This is a genomic window from Isoptericola halotolerans (genome assembly GCF_013149785.1).
GTDB lineage: Bacteria > Actinomycetota > Actinomycetes > Actinomycetales > Cellulomonadaceae > Isoptericola > Isoptericola halotolerans.
Genome location: NZ_JABEZU010000002.1, coordinates 76,628 through 93,564, shown reverse-complemented (window position 1 = coordinate 93,564; position 16,937 = coordinate 76,628). Strand labels below are relative to the sequence as shown.

At 71.7% G+C, this 16,937-nt stretch carries 12 protein-coding genes and 1 tRNA gene; 8 read left to right on the top strand and 5 right to left on the bottom strand.

Going from position 1 to position 16,937, the window contains the following annotated elements; all coding sequences use genetic code 11:
- The first annotated feature begins 9 nt into the window (after positions 1 to 9).
- Entirely contained in the window at positions 10 to 1,518 is a 1,509-nt protein-coding gene (locus tag HDG69_RS08155) for an AAA family ATPase (protein ID WP_171783314.1), read from the top strand.
- Positions 1,519 to 1,550: 32 nt separating this feature from the next.
- Here HDG69_RS08155 and HDG69_RS08150 read toward each other — a convergent pair whose 3' ends face one another.
- Entirely contained in the window at positions 1,551 to 1,928 is a 378-nt protein-coding gene (locus HDG69_RS08150; RefSeq protein WP_171783313.1) for a VOC family protein, read from the bottom strand.
- Positions 1,929 to 2,078: 150 nt separating this feature from the next.
- Between HDG69_RS08150 and HDG69_RS08145 the strand changes: the two genes are divergently transcribed.
- From HDG69_RS08145 to HDG69_RS08135, 3 genes are all read left to right on the top strand, one after another.
- Entirely contained in the window at positions 2,079 to 2,369 is a 291-nt protein-coding gene (locus tag HDG69_RS08145) for a DUF1905 domain-containing protein (protein WP_171783312.1), read from the top strand.
- Between the two features lie 49 nt (positions 2,370 to 2,418).
- Positions 2,419 to 3,195: a CPBP family intramembrane glutamic endopeptidase gene (locus tag HDG69_RS08140; protein WP_171783311.1), complete on the top strand. Its 777-nt coding sequence runs from the start codon at positions 2,419 to 2,421 to the stop codon at positions 3,193 to 3,195.
- 81 nt (positions 3,196 to 3,276) lie between these two features.
- Positions 3,277 to 4,056: an SDR family oxidoreductase gene (locus tag HDG69_RS08135; protein WP_171783310.1), complete on the top strand. Its 780-nt coding sequence runs from the start codon at positions 3,277 to 3,279 to the stop codon at positions 4,054 to 4,056.
- A gap of 919 nt (positions 4,057 to 4,975) precedes the next feature.
- Here HDG69_RS08135 and HDG69_RS08130 read toward each other — a convergent pair.
- Together HDG69_RS08130 and HDG69_RS08125 are read right to left on the bottom strand one after the other, a co-directional pair.
- A tRNA-Ser gene (locus tag HDG69_RS08130) sits at positions 4,976 to 5,065 on the bottom strand.
- A 184-nt stretch (positions 5,066 to 5,249) separates the two neighbouring features.
- Positions 5,250 to 7,001, bottom strand: coding sequence for a glycosyl hydrolase family 18 protein (locus tag HDG69_RS08125; protein WP_171783309.1), 1,752 nt, complete (start codon positions 6,999 to 7,001; stop codon positions 5,250 to 5,252).
- Positions 7,002 to 7,246: 245 nt separating this feature from the next.
- On the opposite strand from HDG69_RS08125, the gene HDG69_RS08120 reads away from it, so the two are divergent.
- On the top strand, positions 7,247 to 7,909 hold the full coding sequence (locus HDG69_RS08120) for a PAS and ANTAR domain-containing protein (RefSeq protein ID WP_171783308.1): 663 nt from the start codon (positions 7,247 to 7,249) through the stop codon (positions 7,907 to 7,909).
- A 37-nt stretch (positions 7,910 to 7,946) separates the two neighbouring features.
- Here HDG69_RS08120 and HDG69_RS08115 read toward each other — a convergent pair whose 3' ends face one another.
- Together HDG69_RS08115 and HDG69_RS08110 are read right to left on the bottom strand one after the other, a co-directional pair.
- Positions 7,947 to 8,189, bottom strand: coding sequence for a hypothetical protein (locus tag HDG69_RS08115; protein WP_171783307.1), 243 nt, complete (start codon positions 8,187 to 8,189; stop codon positions 7,947 to 7,949).
- Positions 8,190 to 8,357: 168 nt separating this feature from the next.
- Positions 8,358 to 12,104 (bottom strand): carbohydrate-binding protein, encoded by a 3,747-nt coding sequence (locus tag HDG69_RS08110; protein ID WP_171783306.1) that lies wholly within the window; start codon positions 12,102 to 12,104, stop codon positions 8,358 to 8,360.
- Between the two features lie 197 nt (positions 12,105 to 12,301).
- Here HDG69_RS08110 and HDG69_RS08105 point away from each other — a divergent pair, with 197 nt between their 5' ends.
- Genes HDG69_RS08105 through HDG69_RS08095 form a run of 3 tightly spaced genes read left to right on the top strand, consistent with a single transcriptional unit; the run spans position 12,302 to position 16,909 of the window.
- Positions 12,302 to 13,210, top strand: coding sequence for a Sir2 family NAD-dependent protein deacetylase (locus tag HDG69_RS08105; RefSeq protein WP_171783305.1), 909 nt, complete (start codon positions 12,302 to 12,304; stop codon positions 13,208 to 13,210).
- A 3-nt stretch (positions 13,211 to 13,213) separates the two neighbouring features.
- Entirely contained in the window at positions 13,214 to 15,391 is a 2,178-nt protein-coding gene (locus HDG69_RS19545) for an SGNH hydrolase domain-containing protein (RefSeq protein WP_171783304.1), read from the top strand.
- A gap of 9 nt (positions 15,392 to 15,400) precedes the next feature.
- Complete coding sequence (locus HDG69_RS08095) at positions 15,401 to 16,909, top strand: phytoene desaturase family protein (protein ID WP_171783303.1); 1,509 nt, start codon at positions 15,401 to 15,403, stop codon at positions 16,907 to 16,909.
- Positions 16,910 to 16,937: the final 28 nt, after the last annotated feature.

The following is a 16,937-nucleotide window of genomic DNA, read 5'->3' as shown; positions in this document are numbered from 1 at the left end:
GAAACGACGGTGGTCACACGCCCTGCCGACCTGTTCGACCGGACGATCGAGTGGAGCGACCTGACCAACTTGGTCACGATGGCCGCCCCAGGCATCCGGGTCGCCGTCGTGTCGGGCCGGCGCCGGCACGGCAAGAGCTACGTGCTGCGCCGCCTCGCCCACGCCGTTGACGGGCTCTACCACCAAGCGCGCGAGCTCGAGCGGCGCCCTGCCCTGGACCAGTTCGCCCTCGACATCGCCGACCACCTCGACCTCGACCCGGACAGCCTGAGGTTCGAGGACTGGGAAGCCGCGCTCCGCGTCGCGCTCGGCATGCGGCGCAGCACACGTGCGGGACGACGGCGGCACGGGGCTCGCCTGCTCGTCATCGACGAGCTGCCCTACCTCCTCGCTCACTCTCCCGAGATCCCGTCGGCGCTTCAGCTGTTGTACGACGAGGCGCAGAACGACCCGGACACCCCACCCACCACCGTCATCCTGTGCGGGTCATCGCTGTCGGTCATGCGCGAGCTGCTCGCCGGCAGCAAGCCGCTCCGTGGCCGTGCCCAGCTCGAGCTGGCGATGTCTCCGTTCGACTACCAGCTCTCCCGCCAGTTCTGGGACATCGACGACCCCCACGTCGCTTTCCACGTCGACGCGATCCTCGGCGGAACGCCCGGGTACAAGCAGCTCGTCACCGCACCCCCGCCGGCCACGACCGACGGGCTCGAGAGATGGCTCGCCGGCCAGGTCCTGAACCCGGCCAGCGCCCTGTTCAACGAGAAGTCGTTCCTGCTCCGCGAGGACCCACGCAACCTCGACAAGGCCGTCTACAACAGCGTGCTGCAGACCGTCGCCGCCGGGCACCACTCCCCCACAGCGATCGGGTCCGCGGTCGGGCGCGAGTACAACGCGCTCAAGCACTCCCTCGGCGTCCTCGAAGCCACCGGCTTCCTGTTGCGCGTGGAGGACGTGCTCACCCGCAAACGACCCCTCTACTACCTGGCCGACCCGATCATCCGGTTCGCCCAGGTCGTCATCGACCCGTACCGGGCGCTGCTCGAGGAGCGCGACGTGTCCGCCGCCTGGCGCGCGGCATCCGACAGCTACTCGACGCACGTGCTCGGACCACACTTCGAACACCTCGCCCGCGTCTGGACCGCACGGTTCTCCGGCGGCCGGTGGGGTCAGCCCGTCGGCGAGGTCGGGCCCGCCGTCATCAACGACGCCAGGGGACGCACCCAGCACGAGCTCGACGTCGTCGCACTCGCTCGCGGCCGACGGCGGCACGACGAGAAGGCACCGATCGTCGTTCTCGGCGAGGCGAAGTCGACCAACAAGCAGCGCACCCAGGCCGACCTGAACCGCCTCGAGCACATCCGCCAGGTCCTTCAGAACTCCGGCCGCGACGTCGGACGAGCCCAGCTCGCACTGTTCAGCCGGACGGGATTCGACGAGTCGCTGACCTCCGAAGCGGCCGGCCGCGAGGATGTGCACCTCGTGACTCTCGAAGACCTCTACACCCAGCGCGCTTCCTGATGCGGTGAGCTGTGCTCGGCGCCTGTCCCCTGTCAGAGCGGGTCGAGGCGTCTCCTGAGCAGGCAGAACACGTTGTCCTCCGGGTCGGCGAGGACGTGCCAGTGCTCCTCGCCGGTCTGGCCGATGTCCGCCGGGCGGGCGCCGAGAGCCAGGAGGCGTTCGAGCTCGGCGTCCTGGTCGCGGTCGGTCGGGTTGACGTCGATGTGCAGGCGCGTCTTGCCCGGTTCGGGCTCGTCCCTGCGGCTGAGGATGATGGTCGGCTGCGGGCCACCGAACCCCTCACGAGGGCCGATCTCCAGCATGTCCTCCTCCTCGTCCAGGACGACGTAGTCGAGGACGTCGCACCAGAACCGGGCCAGGAGCCGGGGGTCGCGGCATCCGAGCACCAGCTCGCTGAGACGACATGCCATGAAGGACTTCCTTTCGTTCGGGACGGCCGGACGCCGGGCGCGGCGCGCCGGACCGACCAGTCGTTTCAACGTATCCCGCGAGGACCGATGAGTCAGGGCCTTGTGCACAGTCCCTCTCACCTCAGCTGCCGAACGCCTCGAAGGAGTCTCATGCCCGACCAGAGCACCACCCTCGACCACACGTTCACCGCGCCCATCGGCGTCGACGTCAAGGGCGAGGTGTGGCCCTGCGTCGAGCTCGCCGGTGCGACCGAGCTCCTGGGGACGGGCCGTTCGGTCCGTGTCGACGCCACGGTGGACGACGTCCCCGTCGAGAACGTCGGCCTCATGCCCACCGGGCGCGGCGAGCTGATGCTGTCCCTCAACGCGAAGCTGCGCAAGCGGCTCGGCAAGGACGTGGGTGACACCGTCGCCGTGCACCTGACCCGTCGGCTGACCTGAGCGGCGGCGGGCTTGACCGTGTTCGGAGAACATGGTTTCGACTGCCTCCATGCACACAACCTCCGGCGCGACAGCCTTGCGCGTCCGTCCTCGGGTCTGGCTGGGCCTCGCCGTCTTCATCGCCTACCTGGCGGTCTTCTACGCCATCTGGATGGTCAACGGCATCGACTACGCCCGCGTCGGGGAGAGCGAAGACACGCTGCTGAAGTGGTACGTGGCGCCCCTCAGCGGTGGCCTCGTCGTGATCCTCGTCAGCCTCTCGGCCTTCGGGTGGTGGCGGCCGTCTCTGCGCGAGACCAAGCGGCTCCCGAGAAGCGGCGCCGTCGTCCCGGTGATCATGGCCGTGGTCGCGATCCTCAACCTGGTGTTCGGCGAGTTCTCCAGGGTGACGATGACGATGTGGATCCTCCTCGTGATCGGCAGCATCCTGGTGGGGTTCAACGAGGAGGTCGTCGCGCGCGGCCAGCTCGTCGTCGCGCTGCGCAGCCGGTTCGGCGAGATGGGTGTCTGGTTCCTCTCCACGACCCTGTTCTCGCTGCTGCACCTGCCCAACTTCTTCTTCGGCATCGGATCACTGGCGTTCCTCCAGGTCGTCATCCAGTTCGGGCTCGGATCCGTGTACTACCTGGCGTTCCGCTCGACGGGGTCACTGGTCCCCGCGATGCTCCTCCACGGCCTGTGGGACTTCTCGACGTTCTCGTCGAGCCTCCCCTGGGCCGGACTCACCGCCCCGTTCCTCGCGATCGCAGGCGTCGTCGTGGCCGTCGTCCTTCTGGTCAAGGAACGACGGCGGGACGCGGACGCGAGGCTTCAGGCGGTCCGCTGAACGGACCTCGGAGCTCCTCAGATCTCGCGAGGTGCCGGTGTCGTGGTTAGCGTCGATGGCGTCGATCACGGAGGGAGCGCGATGACACTCGAAGGCAAGGTCGCACTGGTCACGGGCGCAGGTTCGGGCATCGGACGAGCCACGGCGCTGCGCCTGGCACGGGAGGGCGCCACGGTGGTGCCGCTCGGGCACAGCCAGGAGAGCGCCGACGACGTCGCCGAGGAGATCCGGCGCGACGGCGGCAGGGCCTTGCCGGTGGCAGCGAACGTCGAGGACGCCGCCATGGTGCGCGACGTGCTCGCCCAGGTCGAGCAGGAGCTCGGCCGGCTCGACATCGTCGTCGCGAACGCGGGTGTCAACGGCGTCTGGGCCCCGCTCGAGGAGCTGGAGCCCGAGGAGTGGGCCGCCACGATCGACACCAACCTCACCGGCACCTTCCACACCGTGCGGTACGCAGTGCCGCTGCTCGTGCGCCAGGGCGGCGCCGTCGTCGTGGTCTCGTCCATCAACGGGACCCGCACGTTCAGCAACTCCGGCGCGTCGGCCTACGCGACGAGCAAGGCGGGCCAGGTGGCGTTCGCACGCATGGCGGCCGTCGAGCTCGGACCGCGCGGTGTGCGGGTCAACTCCGTGTGCCCAGGCGCGATCGACACGCAGATCGACGACAACACCGAGCAGCGGAGCACCGAGGATCTGGGCGTCGAGGCGGAGTTCCCGGAGGGGCAGATTCCGTTGACCGGTGAGGAGTCGGGCGACGCGGCGCAGGTCGCGGACGCCATCGCCTTCCTCGTGTCGGACGCGGCGAGCCATGTGACCGGCACCGAGGTGTTCGTCGACGGCGGGCAGTCGCTCATCGCGTGACGGCGTGCCGCCGGGTCAGCCGTCGACCTGCGCGTCGCGGCGGACGCGCACCGGCTGCCATCGATCGGCTCACCTAGTTCGCGACTCCACGGCTCGTTCCAGGTGAGTCAATCTCGCGGGTGCGCTCGTCGGAAGCCGCCGCCGATCGGGTTGTGCAGTCCCACGGCCCCAGAGTCCCTCCAGTTCAGGCAGAAGCCCTCGGGGACGGCTGCCCACGGTTCCCAACCTTCATCCTCGGACTGCCTGCGGGCTATCCCCCTCACCCCGAACAGATCGTCGTCGAACTCCGCACGAGGTGTCACACGAGTCGGCCGCGTGGAACCGTCGAACTGGGACTTCCTCAGACCTGCGTCTCGAAGGGTACGGAACGCGCTGGCTGGGCTATCGGCATGGACGGCGATCTCAGCCCTCCAGCACTCCGCGCGGCCGTCCTCCACCGTGTACACATAGACCTGATCCACAGAGCAAGGTTCGCACGACGTCACGTCGGAACCCGGCTTCGTCCCGAGATCTCGCTACTGCCCCGAGGGGGCGCACCGCAGTACGTGCCCGGCCGCGATAGCCCAGGTCAGTCAGCGCGTCCACGAGGCGCTGGTCGCCGACGACAGGGAAGTCCGCGCCGAGGTCCGCGTCAGCAGTCTGGCGGCTCGGCACGTCGGTGACCCGGTGGTGCCCCATGAGGAGCGTGACCATCTCTAGTGACCCGCATGCCTCGCCGTCGCCCGCACCGACGAAAAGCCCCGCGACCTGAGTCGCCAATCCCCCCGTACACGCGCGAGGTCATCAACCAACTTGCGGTACGGACGGCCGACGATGCTGCGGGTCCGTCGATCGGCTGACCGGACACGCGCAGCGGACAAAGTGCTGGACCGACGAAGGGCCCCACATCCGCAGAATCTTGCGGGTGGGGCCCTTCGGGTGGCGGTAGCGGTGGGATTTGAACCCACGGTGGCTTTGACACCACACAGCATTTCGAGTGCTGCACCTTCGGCCGCTCGGACACGCTACCTCGCCGGACGAACCGGCCCACCGAGGATACCGAACCAGCCCGTATCCGCGAAATCCGCGGCCCTGCGACGTCGGTCACCACCGAGACGTCCCGCGAAGTAGTACCGCAGGTCGCGGGGAAGTACCCCGGGGGTACGACCGCGCGACCGGAGGTACTACTTCGCGGGAAGGGATGAGAGGGGCCCTCAGGCGCAGGGCACCCCTGCGTCCCAGGCGCCGGTGACCGACGTCCCGGGCACCTCTCCGCGGGTCCACCACATCGCGGCGTGGTTCACCCCGGCGCGCGAGACCACGTCGCCGGAGGTGTAGGTCGCCGACGGGTCGAAGGCCGCCCCGCACGGCTCGGCCGCCACGGGGTTGTCCCCGTGCACCCCGATCTCGCGCCACGGGCCGCGCTTCGCAGCGGTACCCGGCTCCTGGTTCCGCGTCCACCACTTCGCCTCGTACTCGACACCGTTGTGCGACACGACGTCGCCGGTGGTGTACACCCCGGAGGCGTACCAGGGCGCGGCGCCCTCCCCGACAACCAGAGGTCCCGGCGTCGCCGCGCGGAACGTGTCGGCCAGCGCGCCGGTCAGCTCGTTGTCGTAGTCGCCGGCGATGTCCCAGAAGTAGGCGCCCCCGTACCCGTTCTCGGCGAGCCACTCGGCCTTGGCGGTCACCGACCGCGGCGTGTCGAGGCTCCACCACTGGTCGCCGTCCCACCGGTAGGAGGCCACGGCGTCGGCGTCGTAGTACTCGGTGCCCACCGTGCGCAGCGCGGAGTAGTTCTTCACGCCGATCGCCCCACCGGCCGGTGCACCGGGCGTCGGGTCCTCCACCCCGGACCAACCCTGCCCGTAGGCGGCGAGGCCGAGCACGATCTGCTCGTCGCGGTACCCGGCGGCGCGGTAGGCAGCGAGCAGGCCGTCGACGGCGAGCCCCCAGTTGGCGTCCTGGTCCGGTGCGTCGGGCCACGAGTAGGGGTGCAGGTTGCCCTGGTGGCCAGTCCGGTCGGCGACCCAGGTGCCGTGGTAGTCGTAGCCCTGGACGTTGAGGAAGTCGACGACGGCGGCCAGCCGCGGGTCCACCCAGCCCCCGTTCGTGCGCGGGGCCCAGCCGGCCGGGGCGAAGCCGGTCAGCAGGTACTCGTCGCCGGTGTCCGCGGTGCGCTCGTCGAGCTTCTCGCGGAACAGCTCCATGAGCGCCAGGAAGTTCTCCTGGTCGACGTCGGGGTGCGGTGTCGGGTGCTCACCGTCGGCGCCGGGCCACTCCCAGTCCATGTCGAACCCGTCGAAGATCCCGGCCGCGACCCCCGGACCGCCCTGGTCGCCGTAGACGGGCAGGTTGCCGTCCAGGTAGATGTCCAGGCACGAGTCGACGAGCCGTTCGCGGCTCTCCGGCGTAAGCGCCGCCTCGGAGAAGTTGTCGGACCAGGTCCACCCGCCCAGGGAGACCATGATCTTCAGGTCCGGGTAGATCTCCTTGAGCTTGCGGAGCTGGTTGAAGTTCCCGGCGAGCGCCTGGCCCTCGACGTCGGCCACGCCGTCGACGGAGTCCTCCGCGCCGATCAGCCGCAGGTAGTCGTTCTCGGGGTCGCCCTCCGGCTCTCCGGGATCGACGCCGTCGTCGGGGACGACACCGTCGCTGATGTCGCACACGAGGTCGGTGGTGACGTTGCCGAACGCGTAGGTGAGATGGGTGAGGTCGGCGGCGGCGCCGGTCCGCACCAGGTCGGCGACCTCGTAGTCGTGGGCCTCGCCGGAGGCCCAGGCCGGGAAGTAGCCGAGGGTCGTGTAGCCGTTGACGCCGTCGGCGTCGTGGGTGGAGCTCCCGTCGGGAGCACCGCGGTCGGGCGGGGCGGCTGACGCCGGCCCGGCGGCAAGGGCACCGGCGGCGAGGCCGACGGCGGTGGTCGTCGCGGTCAGGGCGAACAGGGCGCGGGACTTCTGTCTCATCGGGAGCCTCACTGCTTCCTCCGGGTGCCGAGCACCCGGTACCGGGTTTGTTCGGTTCCCTGCACATTAGCGGTGCCACAGAGGAAGCGCCAGGGTCACCTGACCGAGGGCGACAGCCGTGAGGAGTTCGTGATGATCAGGCGGGCAGGCGTCGCTCGCACTGAGCTCTGGAGTCAATCCAGATAACGTTTCGGTAACGAGACCGAGATCCATCCACGACGGGGGCACCGACGAAGGAGGACCCGATGACTTCGACGACACCGACCGAGACCCGGCACTCCCGAGCAGACCGCACACGCCCGGGCCGTTACCAGGTCGATCTCGACACCGAGACCTGGTGGTGGTCGGACGAGACCTACCGCATCCATGGCTTCGAACCGGGCGAGGTCGTCCCCACCACCGAGATGGTGCTGGCGCACAAGCATCCGGACGACCGCGACACGGAGCGCCACGTCCTCGACGACGCGCGCCGCACCGGGGAACCGTTCTCCACCGTGCACCGCATCCTCGACGTGCACAGCGAGGCGCACGTCGTCTCGGTCGTCGGTGAGGGCCGCCGCGACGAGCGCGGCACGACGGTCTCGATCGCCAGCTTCGTCCACGACCTGACCGACAGCGTCTCCCGCTTCGCCGCGGAGCAGGCCGACGCCTCGATCCGCGCCGCGGCCAGCAGCCGTCGTGACATCGAGCAGGCCAAGATCCTCGTCCGCCTCGCCCTCGAGGTCGACGACGACGAGGCGTTCAGCGTCCTGCGACGGAGCTCCAACCACTCCAACGTCCCCCTGCGAACCCTGTCCCAGCACGTGGTGCGGGAGGTGGACTCGAGCGCCTCCCCCGACCGCCCCTTCGAGGCGTCCCGGGTGCTCGCGGTCCTCAAGGCGCCGCCCGCGGCGACGCCCGTCGGCTGACGACGACGCCGCCGCGCGCCGCGGGTGGTGCGGAAGGTCAGACCCCGACGCTGTCGGTGATGTCCGCTCCCGTGGACTGCCGCGCGCAGTGGCTGCAGCAGAACGTCTCGTCATCGACGTCCACGCCGTGCCCCAGCACCATGCAGCCGCAGTGGCCGCAGCGTGGGGCCATCGCATGGGTGGCGCACTCGAAGGAGTCGTAGACGCCGCTCGCGCCGTCCGCCCTGGTGATCGTGAACGCCCGTGCGTAGTCGTTGCCGCACATGTCGCAGGTGGCCATCGTGCCCTCCGTCCTCGGAGCAGCCCGGCCCGTGGCTGGACCGGCCTCCTTCCACGCTAGGACGGACCGGTTGTGCAGGCGACCGCGCGCGACGAGCGTCTCTGTCCGTCCCTGATCAGCGCGGGATGAGGGACGGACAGAGACGCTCGTCGGAGCCGTGTCAGCGCGTCACGCGCACGGCCCCACGGCGGACCAGGCTCCCCAGGGGTCGGTCCCGGGCTCCTGCCCGGTCGTCCACCACAGCGCGTGGTGGTTCACGCCGTCGTGCGCCACGAGCTCCCCGCCGCGGTACACGGTCGCGGGATCCCAGGCCTCTGCGCACCCGACGACGGCGGGAGCCGCCTCGGCGGGGCCGACCTCGGCCCACGGGCCGGTCGCCTCGACGTGCGACCGGCCCCGGGTGACGGTGTCGCCCGGCTCCTGGTTGCGGGTCCACCACCGGGCCTCGTAGACCACGCCGTCGTGCTGGACGACGTCGCCGGCCAGGTAGACGCCGGTCGCGTACCAGGGAGCGGGACCGGGCTCGGCGCCGTCGCCGGAGACCGGCGGCAGCAGCTCGACGACGGTCGGGTCCGGGTTCGCGGTCAGCCGAGCACCGGTGTCCGACGGCGCCACGTCCGTCAGCTCGTACAGGCCGTGCATCTCGATCGACCCGTCCGCGGCGATCTCCGGGCGCAGGTTCTCGGTGTCCCGGGTGACGAACCAGTCGGCGTCGACGGCGGCGGGTCGCCCGTCCGAGGCGTCCTGCGCCGTCCCGCTGAAGTAGTTCGTCGGGTCGGTCAGCATCGAGGTGTCGTCCTGCTTGAGCCCGAGCGCGTCCGACGCGGTGTTCCAGGACATCACCCCAGCGGCCTCGTAGGCGCTGGTGGCGGCGTTGGTCTCCAGGCGGACGCCCCGGGCGTTGTCGACGGTCGTGACGCCGTCGAGCCGGATGTCCGGGCCGGAGTTCGACGAGACGCCGACGCCGGCGTTGCCGTACGCCACGGAGTTGCGCAGCAGGTGGTCGCCCGGCATGGACTCGCCGCCGAGCTTGAACCCGTTGCCCTCGCCGATGTCGGTCGGGTCGGACTCGAGCCACCCGTTGTCGTACGCGACGGAGTCCTCGACGACCACCGTGCCGATGGGCCCGGTGGTCGACTTGGCGAACAGGTCCCAGCCGTCGTCGATGTTGTGGTGCGCGATGTTGTACCGGAACACGTTGCCCTCGCCGACGGTGAGCTTCGCGGCGAAACCGTCGGCGTCGTTCTTGGCGTCGTCGGCATTGTTGTGCGACACCGAGGAGACCACGAGGTTGTGCGTGGGCCACATCGAGGGAGGCTCGGACTCCGAGCCGGAGATCTGGATGCCGGTGTCGCGGTTGTGGTGCGCCTCGACCCGCTCGACCACGTTGTGGTGGCCCTGGACGAGCATCGGCTTCTCCTTGTCCCGGGAGCCGGTGACCTCGAGGTCGTACACGTGCCACCAGTCGCCGCGGATGATGATCCCGCCGCCTCGTGAGTCGTTGAGGTCCAGCACGGCGCGCTCGCCGGGGGCGGACATCAGCGTGATCGGGGCGTCCGGGGTCCCGCTGCGGCCGCGGTGCGCCACCACCGCCGACGTCGGGCGGTACGTCCCGCCGTCCAGCACGATCTGCTGACCGGGCTGGGCGAACCCGACGGCCGTGTGGAGGTCGAGCGGGCTCTCGTCGGTGCCGTCGCCGTCGGGCGTGCCGTCGGGTGCCACGCGGATCGACTCGCCGGGCTGCCCGTAGGAGTCGACGGTGATGGTGACCGCGGTCTCGACCGGGTCGGTGGACTCCAGCTCCTCGCGCTCGCGCAGGTGCGGCTGGTCGTCCCCCGGCACGGCGCGCGCGGTGAACTCGTTGACCCCGGCCTCCAGGGCCACGGTGCCGAGCTGCTGCTCGCCGGGCTCGAGCTCCAGCCCGTCGACGACGACGTCGCCGTCGGCGTCGAGGATCTGCCCGGTGCCGTAGAAGTTCGTCACCAGCGGCAGGTCGAGCTCGCTCTCGGGGGTGGTGGGCGTGACGTCCACCGACAGGGTGGTCGGCACGTAGCGCGTGGGTGGCTCCTGCGCCGCCTCGTCGTCGTCGGGGTGGACGGTGGTGAGCTGCCAGTCGGTGACGGTCACGGCGATCTTGCGGGCCACGGCCATGCCGACGTAGAGCTCGTCGCCGTTCTGCTGCAGCAGCATCTCGGGGTCGTAGTGGATGACCGCGACGTCGTCGTCACCGTCGCGGTGCCACGTCGCGTGGAATCCGGTGTTCGACCGGCGCAGGCTGAGCTCGTAGACGTCCCCGGTCTCGAACTTCGCCGCCGTACCGGCCTCGGTGCGGTACTCGGGGTCGAACTCGACCGAGTCGTCCTGGTACCGCGCGCCGGCGGTGTTGTCGTCGGTGGCACCGGTGTATCCCTGCACCCACCGGGCGCCCGGGGTGCCGTTGACGAAGTCCGGCGCGGTGCCGTAGCGAGTCACCAGCGCACCGGCGGAGTTGAAGTACCGGTGCGGGGAGGACTCGGTGACGAGGTCGTCGAGGGCGATCACGCCGAACCCGGACTGGTTGTCCTTGGCCGAGGCGTCGTCCACGTGGAACGTCGCGGTCAGGGTGAAGTTCTCGGTCTCGGGGTCGATCCGCGTGAAGTAGTACTGGAAGCCGTCCTCGGAGGAGGCGAGCTTGGTGGAGCTGGCCCGGGCGTCGAAGGTGATGGTCCCGTCGCCGTTGTCGGTCACCGAGCCGCCGGACCCGGCGTTGGAGCCGACGTCGGCGGACTGCCAGCGTTCGACGGCGCCGGCGACCTCGACGTCGTACGCCGGGCCGGTCGTCCGGTCGTCGCCGCGGTGCGCGGTCACGCGGACCTGGTAGGTCTCCCCCGCCGTGAACCCGGGCACGTCGGCGGAGGTCCCCGTCACGCCGTCGACGACGGTGCTGAACTCGCCGTCCTGGCTGGTCGACACGGAGTAGCTCTCGGCCTCGGGGACGGCCGACCACACGAGCGCGACGGTGGCCTGGTCGCCGTCGACGGCGCTGGTCAGCGCGCTGGTGACCTCGGGGGCGACCAGAGGCAGGGAGAAGTCCGGGGCGGCGACGCGCGGCGAGCTGAGCGCGTCGGTCTCGCCGGAGCGGGTCAGCCGGACCTCGACCTCGTAGCTCCCCGAGCCCGGCGGCGTCAGCCGGATCGTGCCGCCGTCTCCCGGGGTCGCGGTGAACGCCCGGTCGACGATCCCGCCCTCGGCGTCGAGCAGCAGGGCGTGGGCGATGTCGGCGCCGTCGGTGCCGACGTGCCCGTGGTAGGAGACCGCGAGCCGGGCCGGGTGGTCCGCGTCGGTGGTGACGTCCTCGACGACGGGTGCGGCGACGTCCACCCACGGCGCGCGCTCGACCTCGTCGTCGCGCCCGATCTGTGCTGCGTAGACGTTGACCCCCGAGCTGGGCGAGGCGAGCCAGTAGGTGCCGGCCGCGGGGACCTCGAGGATCTCGGTCGCGACGGGGGTCCGCGAGTCGTCGGCGAGCGCCGGGACGGTGTCGACGACGGCCCACGACTCGTCGAAGAGCGCGAGGGCGCGGTCGGCGGTGCCGCTGCCGCTGCGCGCGTGGACGACGACGTCGGTGGCGGCGTCGACGGAGAACTGCAGCGAGCGGTGCTCGGCCGTCCCGGAACCGTTGAGCTTGAGCCGCTGGGTGAACGCCTCGCCGCGGTCGGAGGTGCGGCTGGTGCCGTCGACGTCGACGCCGCTGCCCTGGGCGGCCTTGACGATGAAGTCCCCGGCGACGACGTCGCTGGTGTACGCGCCGGGGGCGAGGTCGTCGGCACGGAACGCGGTCTCCGCGCCGGCGGCTGCTGCCGCGCTGATCGAGGTGGCGGCGAGCACGGCGGCGGTCACCGCGGCCACGGTCGCCCTGAGTCTGGTGGATGACATGGATCTCCTCGTCGAGACATGTGTCGTTCGTCGTCGAACGACCGTGTGAGAAACCGGTTTCTCACACGGTAATCGCATTCCCACCTTTCCGTCAAGGGTCGTCACCTCGCCACGAGCGTCTCTGTTCGTCAGGAATGGACGGCTGAATCCTGACGAACAGAGACGCTCGCAGCGGCCCGGCGTCGTACTCTCGAAGGGTGCAACCCGCCGCCCGGCCGCTCGCCCCCACCTACCAGGAACGCCGCTGGGAGCATCCGCCGGACGCCGTCATCCACCACGGCACCGTCGACGACGCCGCCCGCCTGCTCGAGGGCCGCACGGTCACCGCCCTCACCGGAGCCGGCATCTCCACCGACTCCGGCATCCCGGACTACCGCAGCCCCGACTCCCCGCCGCGCAACCCGATGACGTACCAGCAGTTCGTCGGCGACGACGCCTTCCGCCGTCACTACTGGGCCCGCAACCACGTCGGCTGGCAGCACGTGAACCGCACCCACCCCAACGCCGGCCACCGCGTGCTCGCCGAGCTGGAGCAGCGCGGCGTCGTGCGCGGCGTCATCACCCAGAACGTCGACCTGCTCCACGAGGACGCCGGCTCGCGCACCGTCATCGACCTGCACGGACGCTACGACCGCGTCATCTGCCTGCAGTGCGGCCGCACCATCTCCCGCGCCCACCTGGCCGAGCGCCTCGACGCGCTCAACCCCGGTTTCGTCGAGTCCGTGCTCGACGACGGCACCACCGTCGCGGACATCGAGGTCGCCCCGGACGCGGACGCCGTCATCGCCAGGACGTCCCACTTCCGCCCGGCGGACTGCGAGTTCTGCGGCGGGGTGCTCAAGCCGGAGATCGTCTACTTCGGCGAGAACGTTCCCCGCGCCCGCGTCGAGCAGGCCTATGCGCTGGTCGACTCCGCCGACGCCCTGCTGGTCGCGGGCACGAGCCTCACCGTGATGAGCGGCCTGCGGTTCGTGCGCCACGCCGCCAAGGCCGGGCAGCCGGTCGTCATCGTCAACCGCGGCGAGACCCGCGGCGACCCCCTCGCCACCGTCAAGGTCGACGCCGGCGTGAGCGAGACCCTCGTCGCCCTGGGTGAGATGCTCTGACGCGTGCCAGCACCGTCCTCCCCGCGGACAGACATCCAGGGCCTGCGCGCCCTCGCCGTCGCCGCGGTCCTCGGCTTCCACCTGTGGCCCACCTCGGTCACCGGCGGCTACGTCGGGGTGGACGTGTTCTTCGTCGTGTCCGGGTTCCTCATCACCAGCCACCTGCTGCGCCGCCCGATCCGTAGCGGCCGCGACCTGCTGGGCTTCTGGGCGCGGCGGGTGCGGCGGCTCATCCCGGCCGCGAGCCTCGTGCTGCTGGTCACGCTGGGAGCGTCGGCGCTCTGGCTGCCCACCACGACGCTCGTCACGGTCGGCCGCGAGGTGCTCGCCTCGGCGCTGTACGTCGAGAACTGGGCGCTGGCGCGGTCCGAGACGGACTACCTGGCCACCGACGAGCTGCACTCGCCCGTGCAGCACTACTGGTCGCTGTCGATCGAGGAGCAGTTCTACGTGGTGTGGCCGCTGCTGTTCACGGCGGTCGCCTGGGTGGGGCTCCAGGCGCGGCGCCGGCACGGCTCCGAGCGCACGACGGCGGCGCTGGCGGTCGCCCTGACGGGTACGGTCGTGGCCACCTCGCTCGGCTGGTCGGTGTGGATGACGTGGGCCGAGCCTGCCGCTGCCTACTTCGTGTCGACGACCCGGTTCTGGGAGCTCGCGCTGGGCGGCCTGCTCGCCGCCCTCCTCGCGCTGCGCGCGACACGTCCCGCACGGGTCCTCGTCGCGGCCGGCGTCGGGCAGGGCACGAGCGCCGGTCCGGCGGCGGCGACGGGTCCGGCGCAGCAGGTGGGCGCCGAACCGGGCACCGTGCGCTCGCACCCGGGACTGCGTGCGGCCACGGCCTGGGCAGGGCTGGCCATGATCGTGGCCGCCGTCCTCACCTTCGACGCCGGGACCGCGTTCCCCGGGTACACCGCCCTGCTGCCGACCGTCGGCGCACTGCTGGTCATCCTCGCGGACGCCGACCGGCTGCGCGGCGGACCGGGCGGGGCCCTGCGGTGGCGTCCGGTCCAGTGGCTCGGCGACACCTCCTACTCGGTGTACCTGTGGCACTGGCCGCTGGTCGTCATCGCCCCGTTCGCGCTGGGCCGCGACCTCGGCGCGGCCGGCATGCTGGGAGTCCTCGTGGTCACCCTGCTCCTGTCGTGGCTGTCCCAGCGGTACGTCGAGGAGCGCCTGCGGTTCCACCCGCTGCTCACCCGTCGGCTCGGGGCGACGTTCGCGATGCTCGGGCTGTGCGTCGCGGTCGTCGCAGGTGCCGCCGTCGGCGTCCGGGACCGGGCGAGCGCCGCCGAGCAGGACGCCGTCGCGGACTCGCGCGCCGCCGTCGCACAGGCCGCACCGTGCCTCGGCGCCGCGGTGGTGCGCGACCCGGCGTGCGCGGACCCGGGGCTCGTCCTGCCACCCACCGCGGCCGCGCAGGACCGACCTGTCGTGTACGCGGACGACTGCTGGAACGACTCGCCGTTCACGACCCGCACCACGTGCACCTACGGCGGCGACGGACCCGACGGACCGGCGGAGCGCATCGCGCTGGTGGGGAACTCGCACGCCGGGCACTGGGTCCCTGCCCTCGAGGAGGGGATCGTCGCGGACGACTGGCAGATCGACACCTACCTGCAGTCCGTCTGCTACACCGTGGACGCGCCGATCGAGCTGCCAGGTGCCGGCGTCACCGGGGCCTGCCGGGCCACCAACGCGTGGGCCGTGGACAGCGTCGTGACCGGCGGCTACGACCTGGTGGTCATGTCGAACCGGACCCATCAGCCGTTGGCGGGCGTCGCCGAGCAGGATCAGGGGGCTGCCGCCGAGGACGCTTATCGCGAGACCCTCGCGGCGTTCACCGACGCCGGTGTCCCGGTGCTCGTGCTGCGCGACACGCCGGCGATGCCCCGCAACGTGCCCGAGTGCCTCGTCCAGCTCGCCTACGACCCGGACGCGTGCGGTGCCCCGACCGAGGTCGCGCTCGAGCCGGACCCCCTGGCCGAGGCCGCGAGCGCCGACACGACCGGTCTGGTCTCCGTGACGAGCGTCGACCACCTCATGTGCGACGAGATCTGCCACCCGGTGATCGGCGGCGTCACGGCGTACTTCGACCACGGGCACCTCACCGCGACGTTCGCCCGGACGCTGGCGCCCGAGGTGACGAGCGCTGTCCGCGCGGCGCTCGGGACCGAGCCGTAGGCTGCGGACATGCTGGACGCCGTGGTGGTCGGATCAGGGCCCAACGGGCTCGTCGCCGCCGTGACGCTCGCCCGCGCGGGCCTGGACGTCACGGTCCTGGAGGCGCAGCCGACCGTGGGCGGAGGGGCCCGCACCCTCGACCTCGGCCTGGCCGACGGGGTCGAGCACGACGTCTGCTCGGCCGTGCACCCCATGGCGTGGGCCTCGCCGGTGCTGCGCGCCCTCGACCTGCCGGCCCACGGCGTCGAGCTGCTCACCCCTGAGATCTCCTACGCCCAGCCCCTGCCCGGCGGGCGTGCGGGGATCGCGTACCACGACCTCGACCGCACGGCCGACCGCCTCGGGCTCGACGGCGGCGCCTGGCGGTCACTGCTCGGCCCTCTCGTCGAACGCTGGCGGGCGGTGGTCTCCGTCGGGATGAGCGACAAGCGCTCGTGGCCCTCCGGGGTCGACGCCGGCGGCCTCGTCGCGGCCGGCCGGTTCGGCCTCGCGGTGCTCGAGCAGGGCACGGACCTGTGGGGGCGGCGGTTCCGTACCGAGGAGGCGGCGGCACTGCTGACCGGGGTCGCCGCGCACGCCATCGCCCCGCTGCCGTCGCTCGGGGCGGCCGGCACCGCGCTGCTGCTGGGCACGCTCGCGCACGCGACGCCGTCGTCCGGGCCCCCGGGTGCGACGGGCACGGGCCACGTCGGCGCACTCGCCGGCGGCTGGCCGATCCCCCGTGGCGGGTCGGGCGCCATCGTGGCCGCGCTGCGTGCCGACCTGGAGGCGCACGGCGGGACCGTGGTCACCGACCATCCCGTCCGCTCCCGGGCCGACCTCCCCCACGCCGCGACCTACGTGTTCGACACGTCCCCGAGCATCCTGCTCGACGTGCTGGGCGACGACCTGCCGCCGTCCCGGCGCCGGGGGCTGGCCGGCGTCGGGCGCGGGGACGCGGCAGCCAAGGTGGACCTCGTGCTCTCCGGTCCGGTGCCGTGGACGGAGCCGGAGGTGGGCCGCGCCGGGACCGTCCACGTCGGCGGGACCCGCGTGGAGATGGCCCGCGCCGAGGCCACCGTGGCCGCGGGCGAGCACGCCGAGCGCCCGATGTGCCTGGTCAGCGACCCCACCGTCGTCGACCCCTCGCGGGCCTCGGGAGGGCTGCGCCCGCTGTGGACGTACGCGCACGTCCCGGCCGGCTCCACCCGCGACGTCACGGACGACGTGCTGGACCAGGTCGAACGCTTCGCGCCGGGGGTGCGGGACGTCGTCGTCGCCTCGCGGTGCACGCCGGCCGCCCGGCTGGTCGGCCACAACGCGAACCTGGCCGACGGCGACATCGCCGGCGGGCGGGTCACGCTGTGGCGGATGATCGCGCGCCCGACCGCCCACCCGAACCCGTTCCGGCAGGGCGGCGGCGTCTACCTGTGCTCCGCGTCCGTGCCGCCGGGGCCGGGCGTGCACGGCATGGGCGGCTGGTACGCGGCCCGGCACGCGCTGCGCGAGGTCTACGACCTGCACATCCCGCAGCTCTGAGCTCCGGTCGGCACCTCCGGCTCCGGTC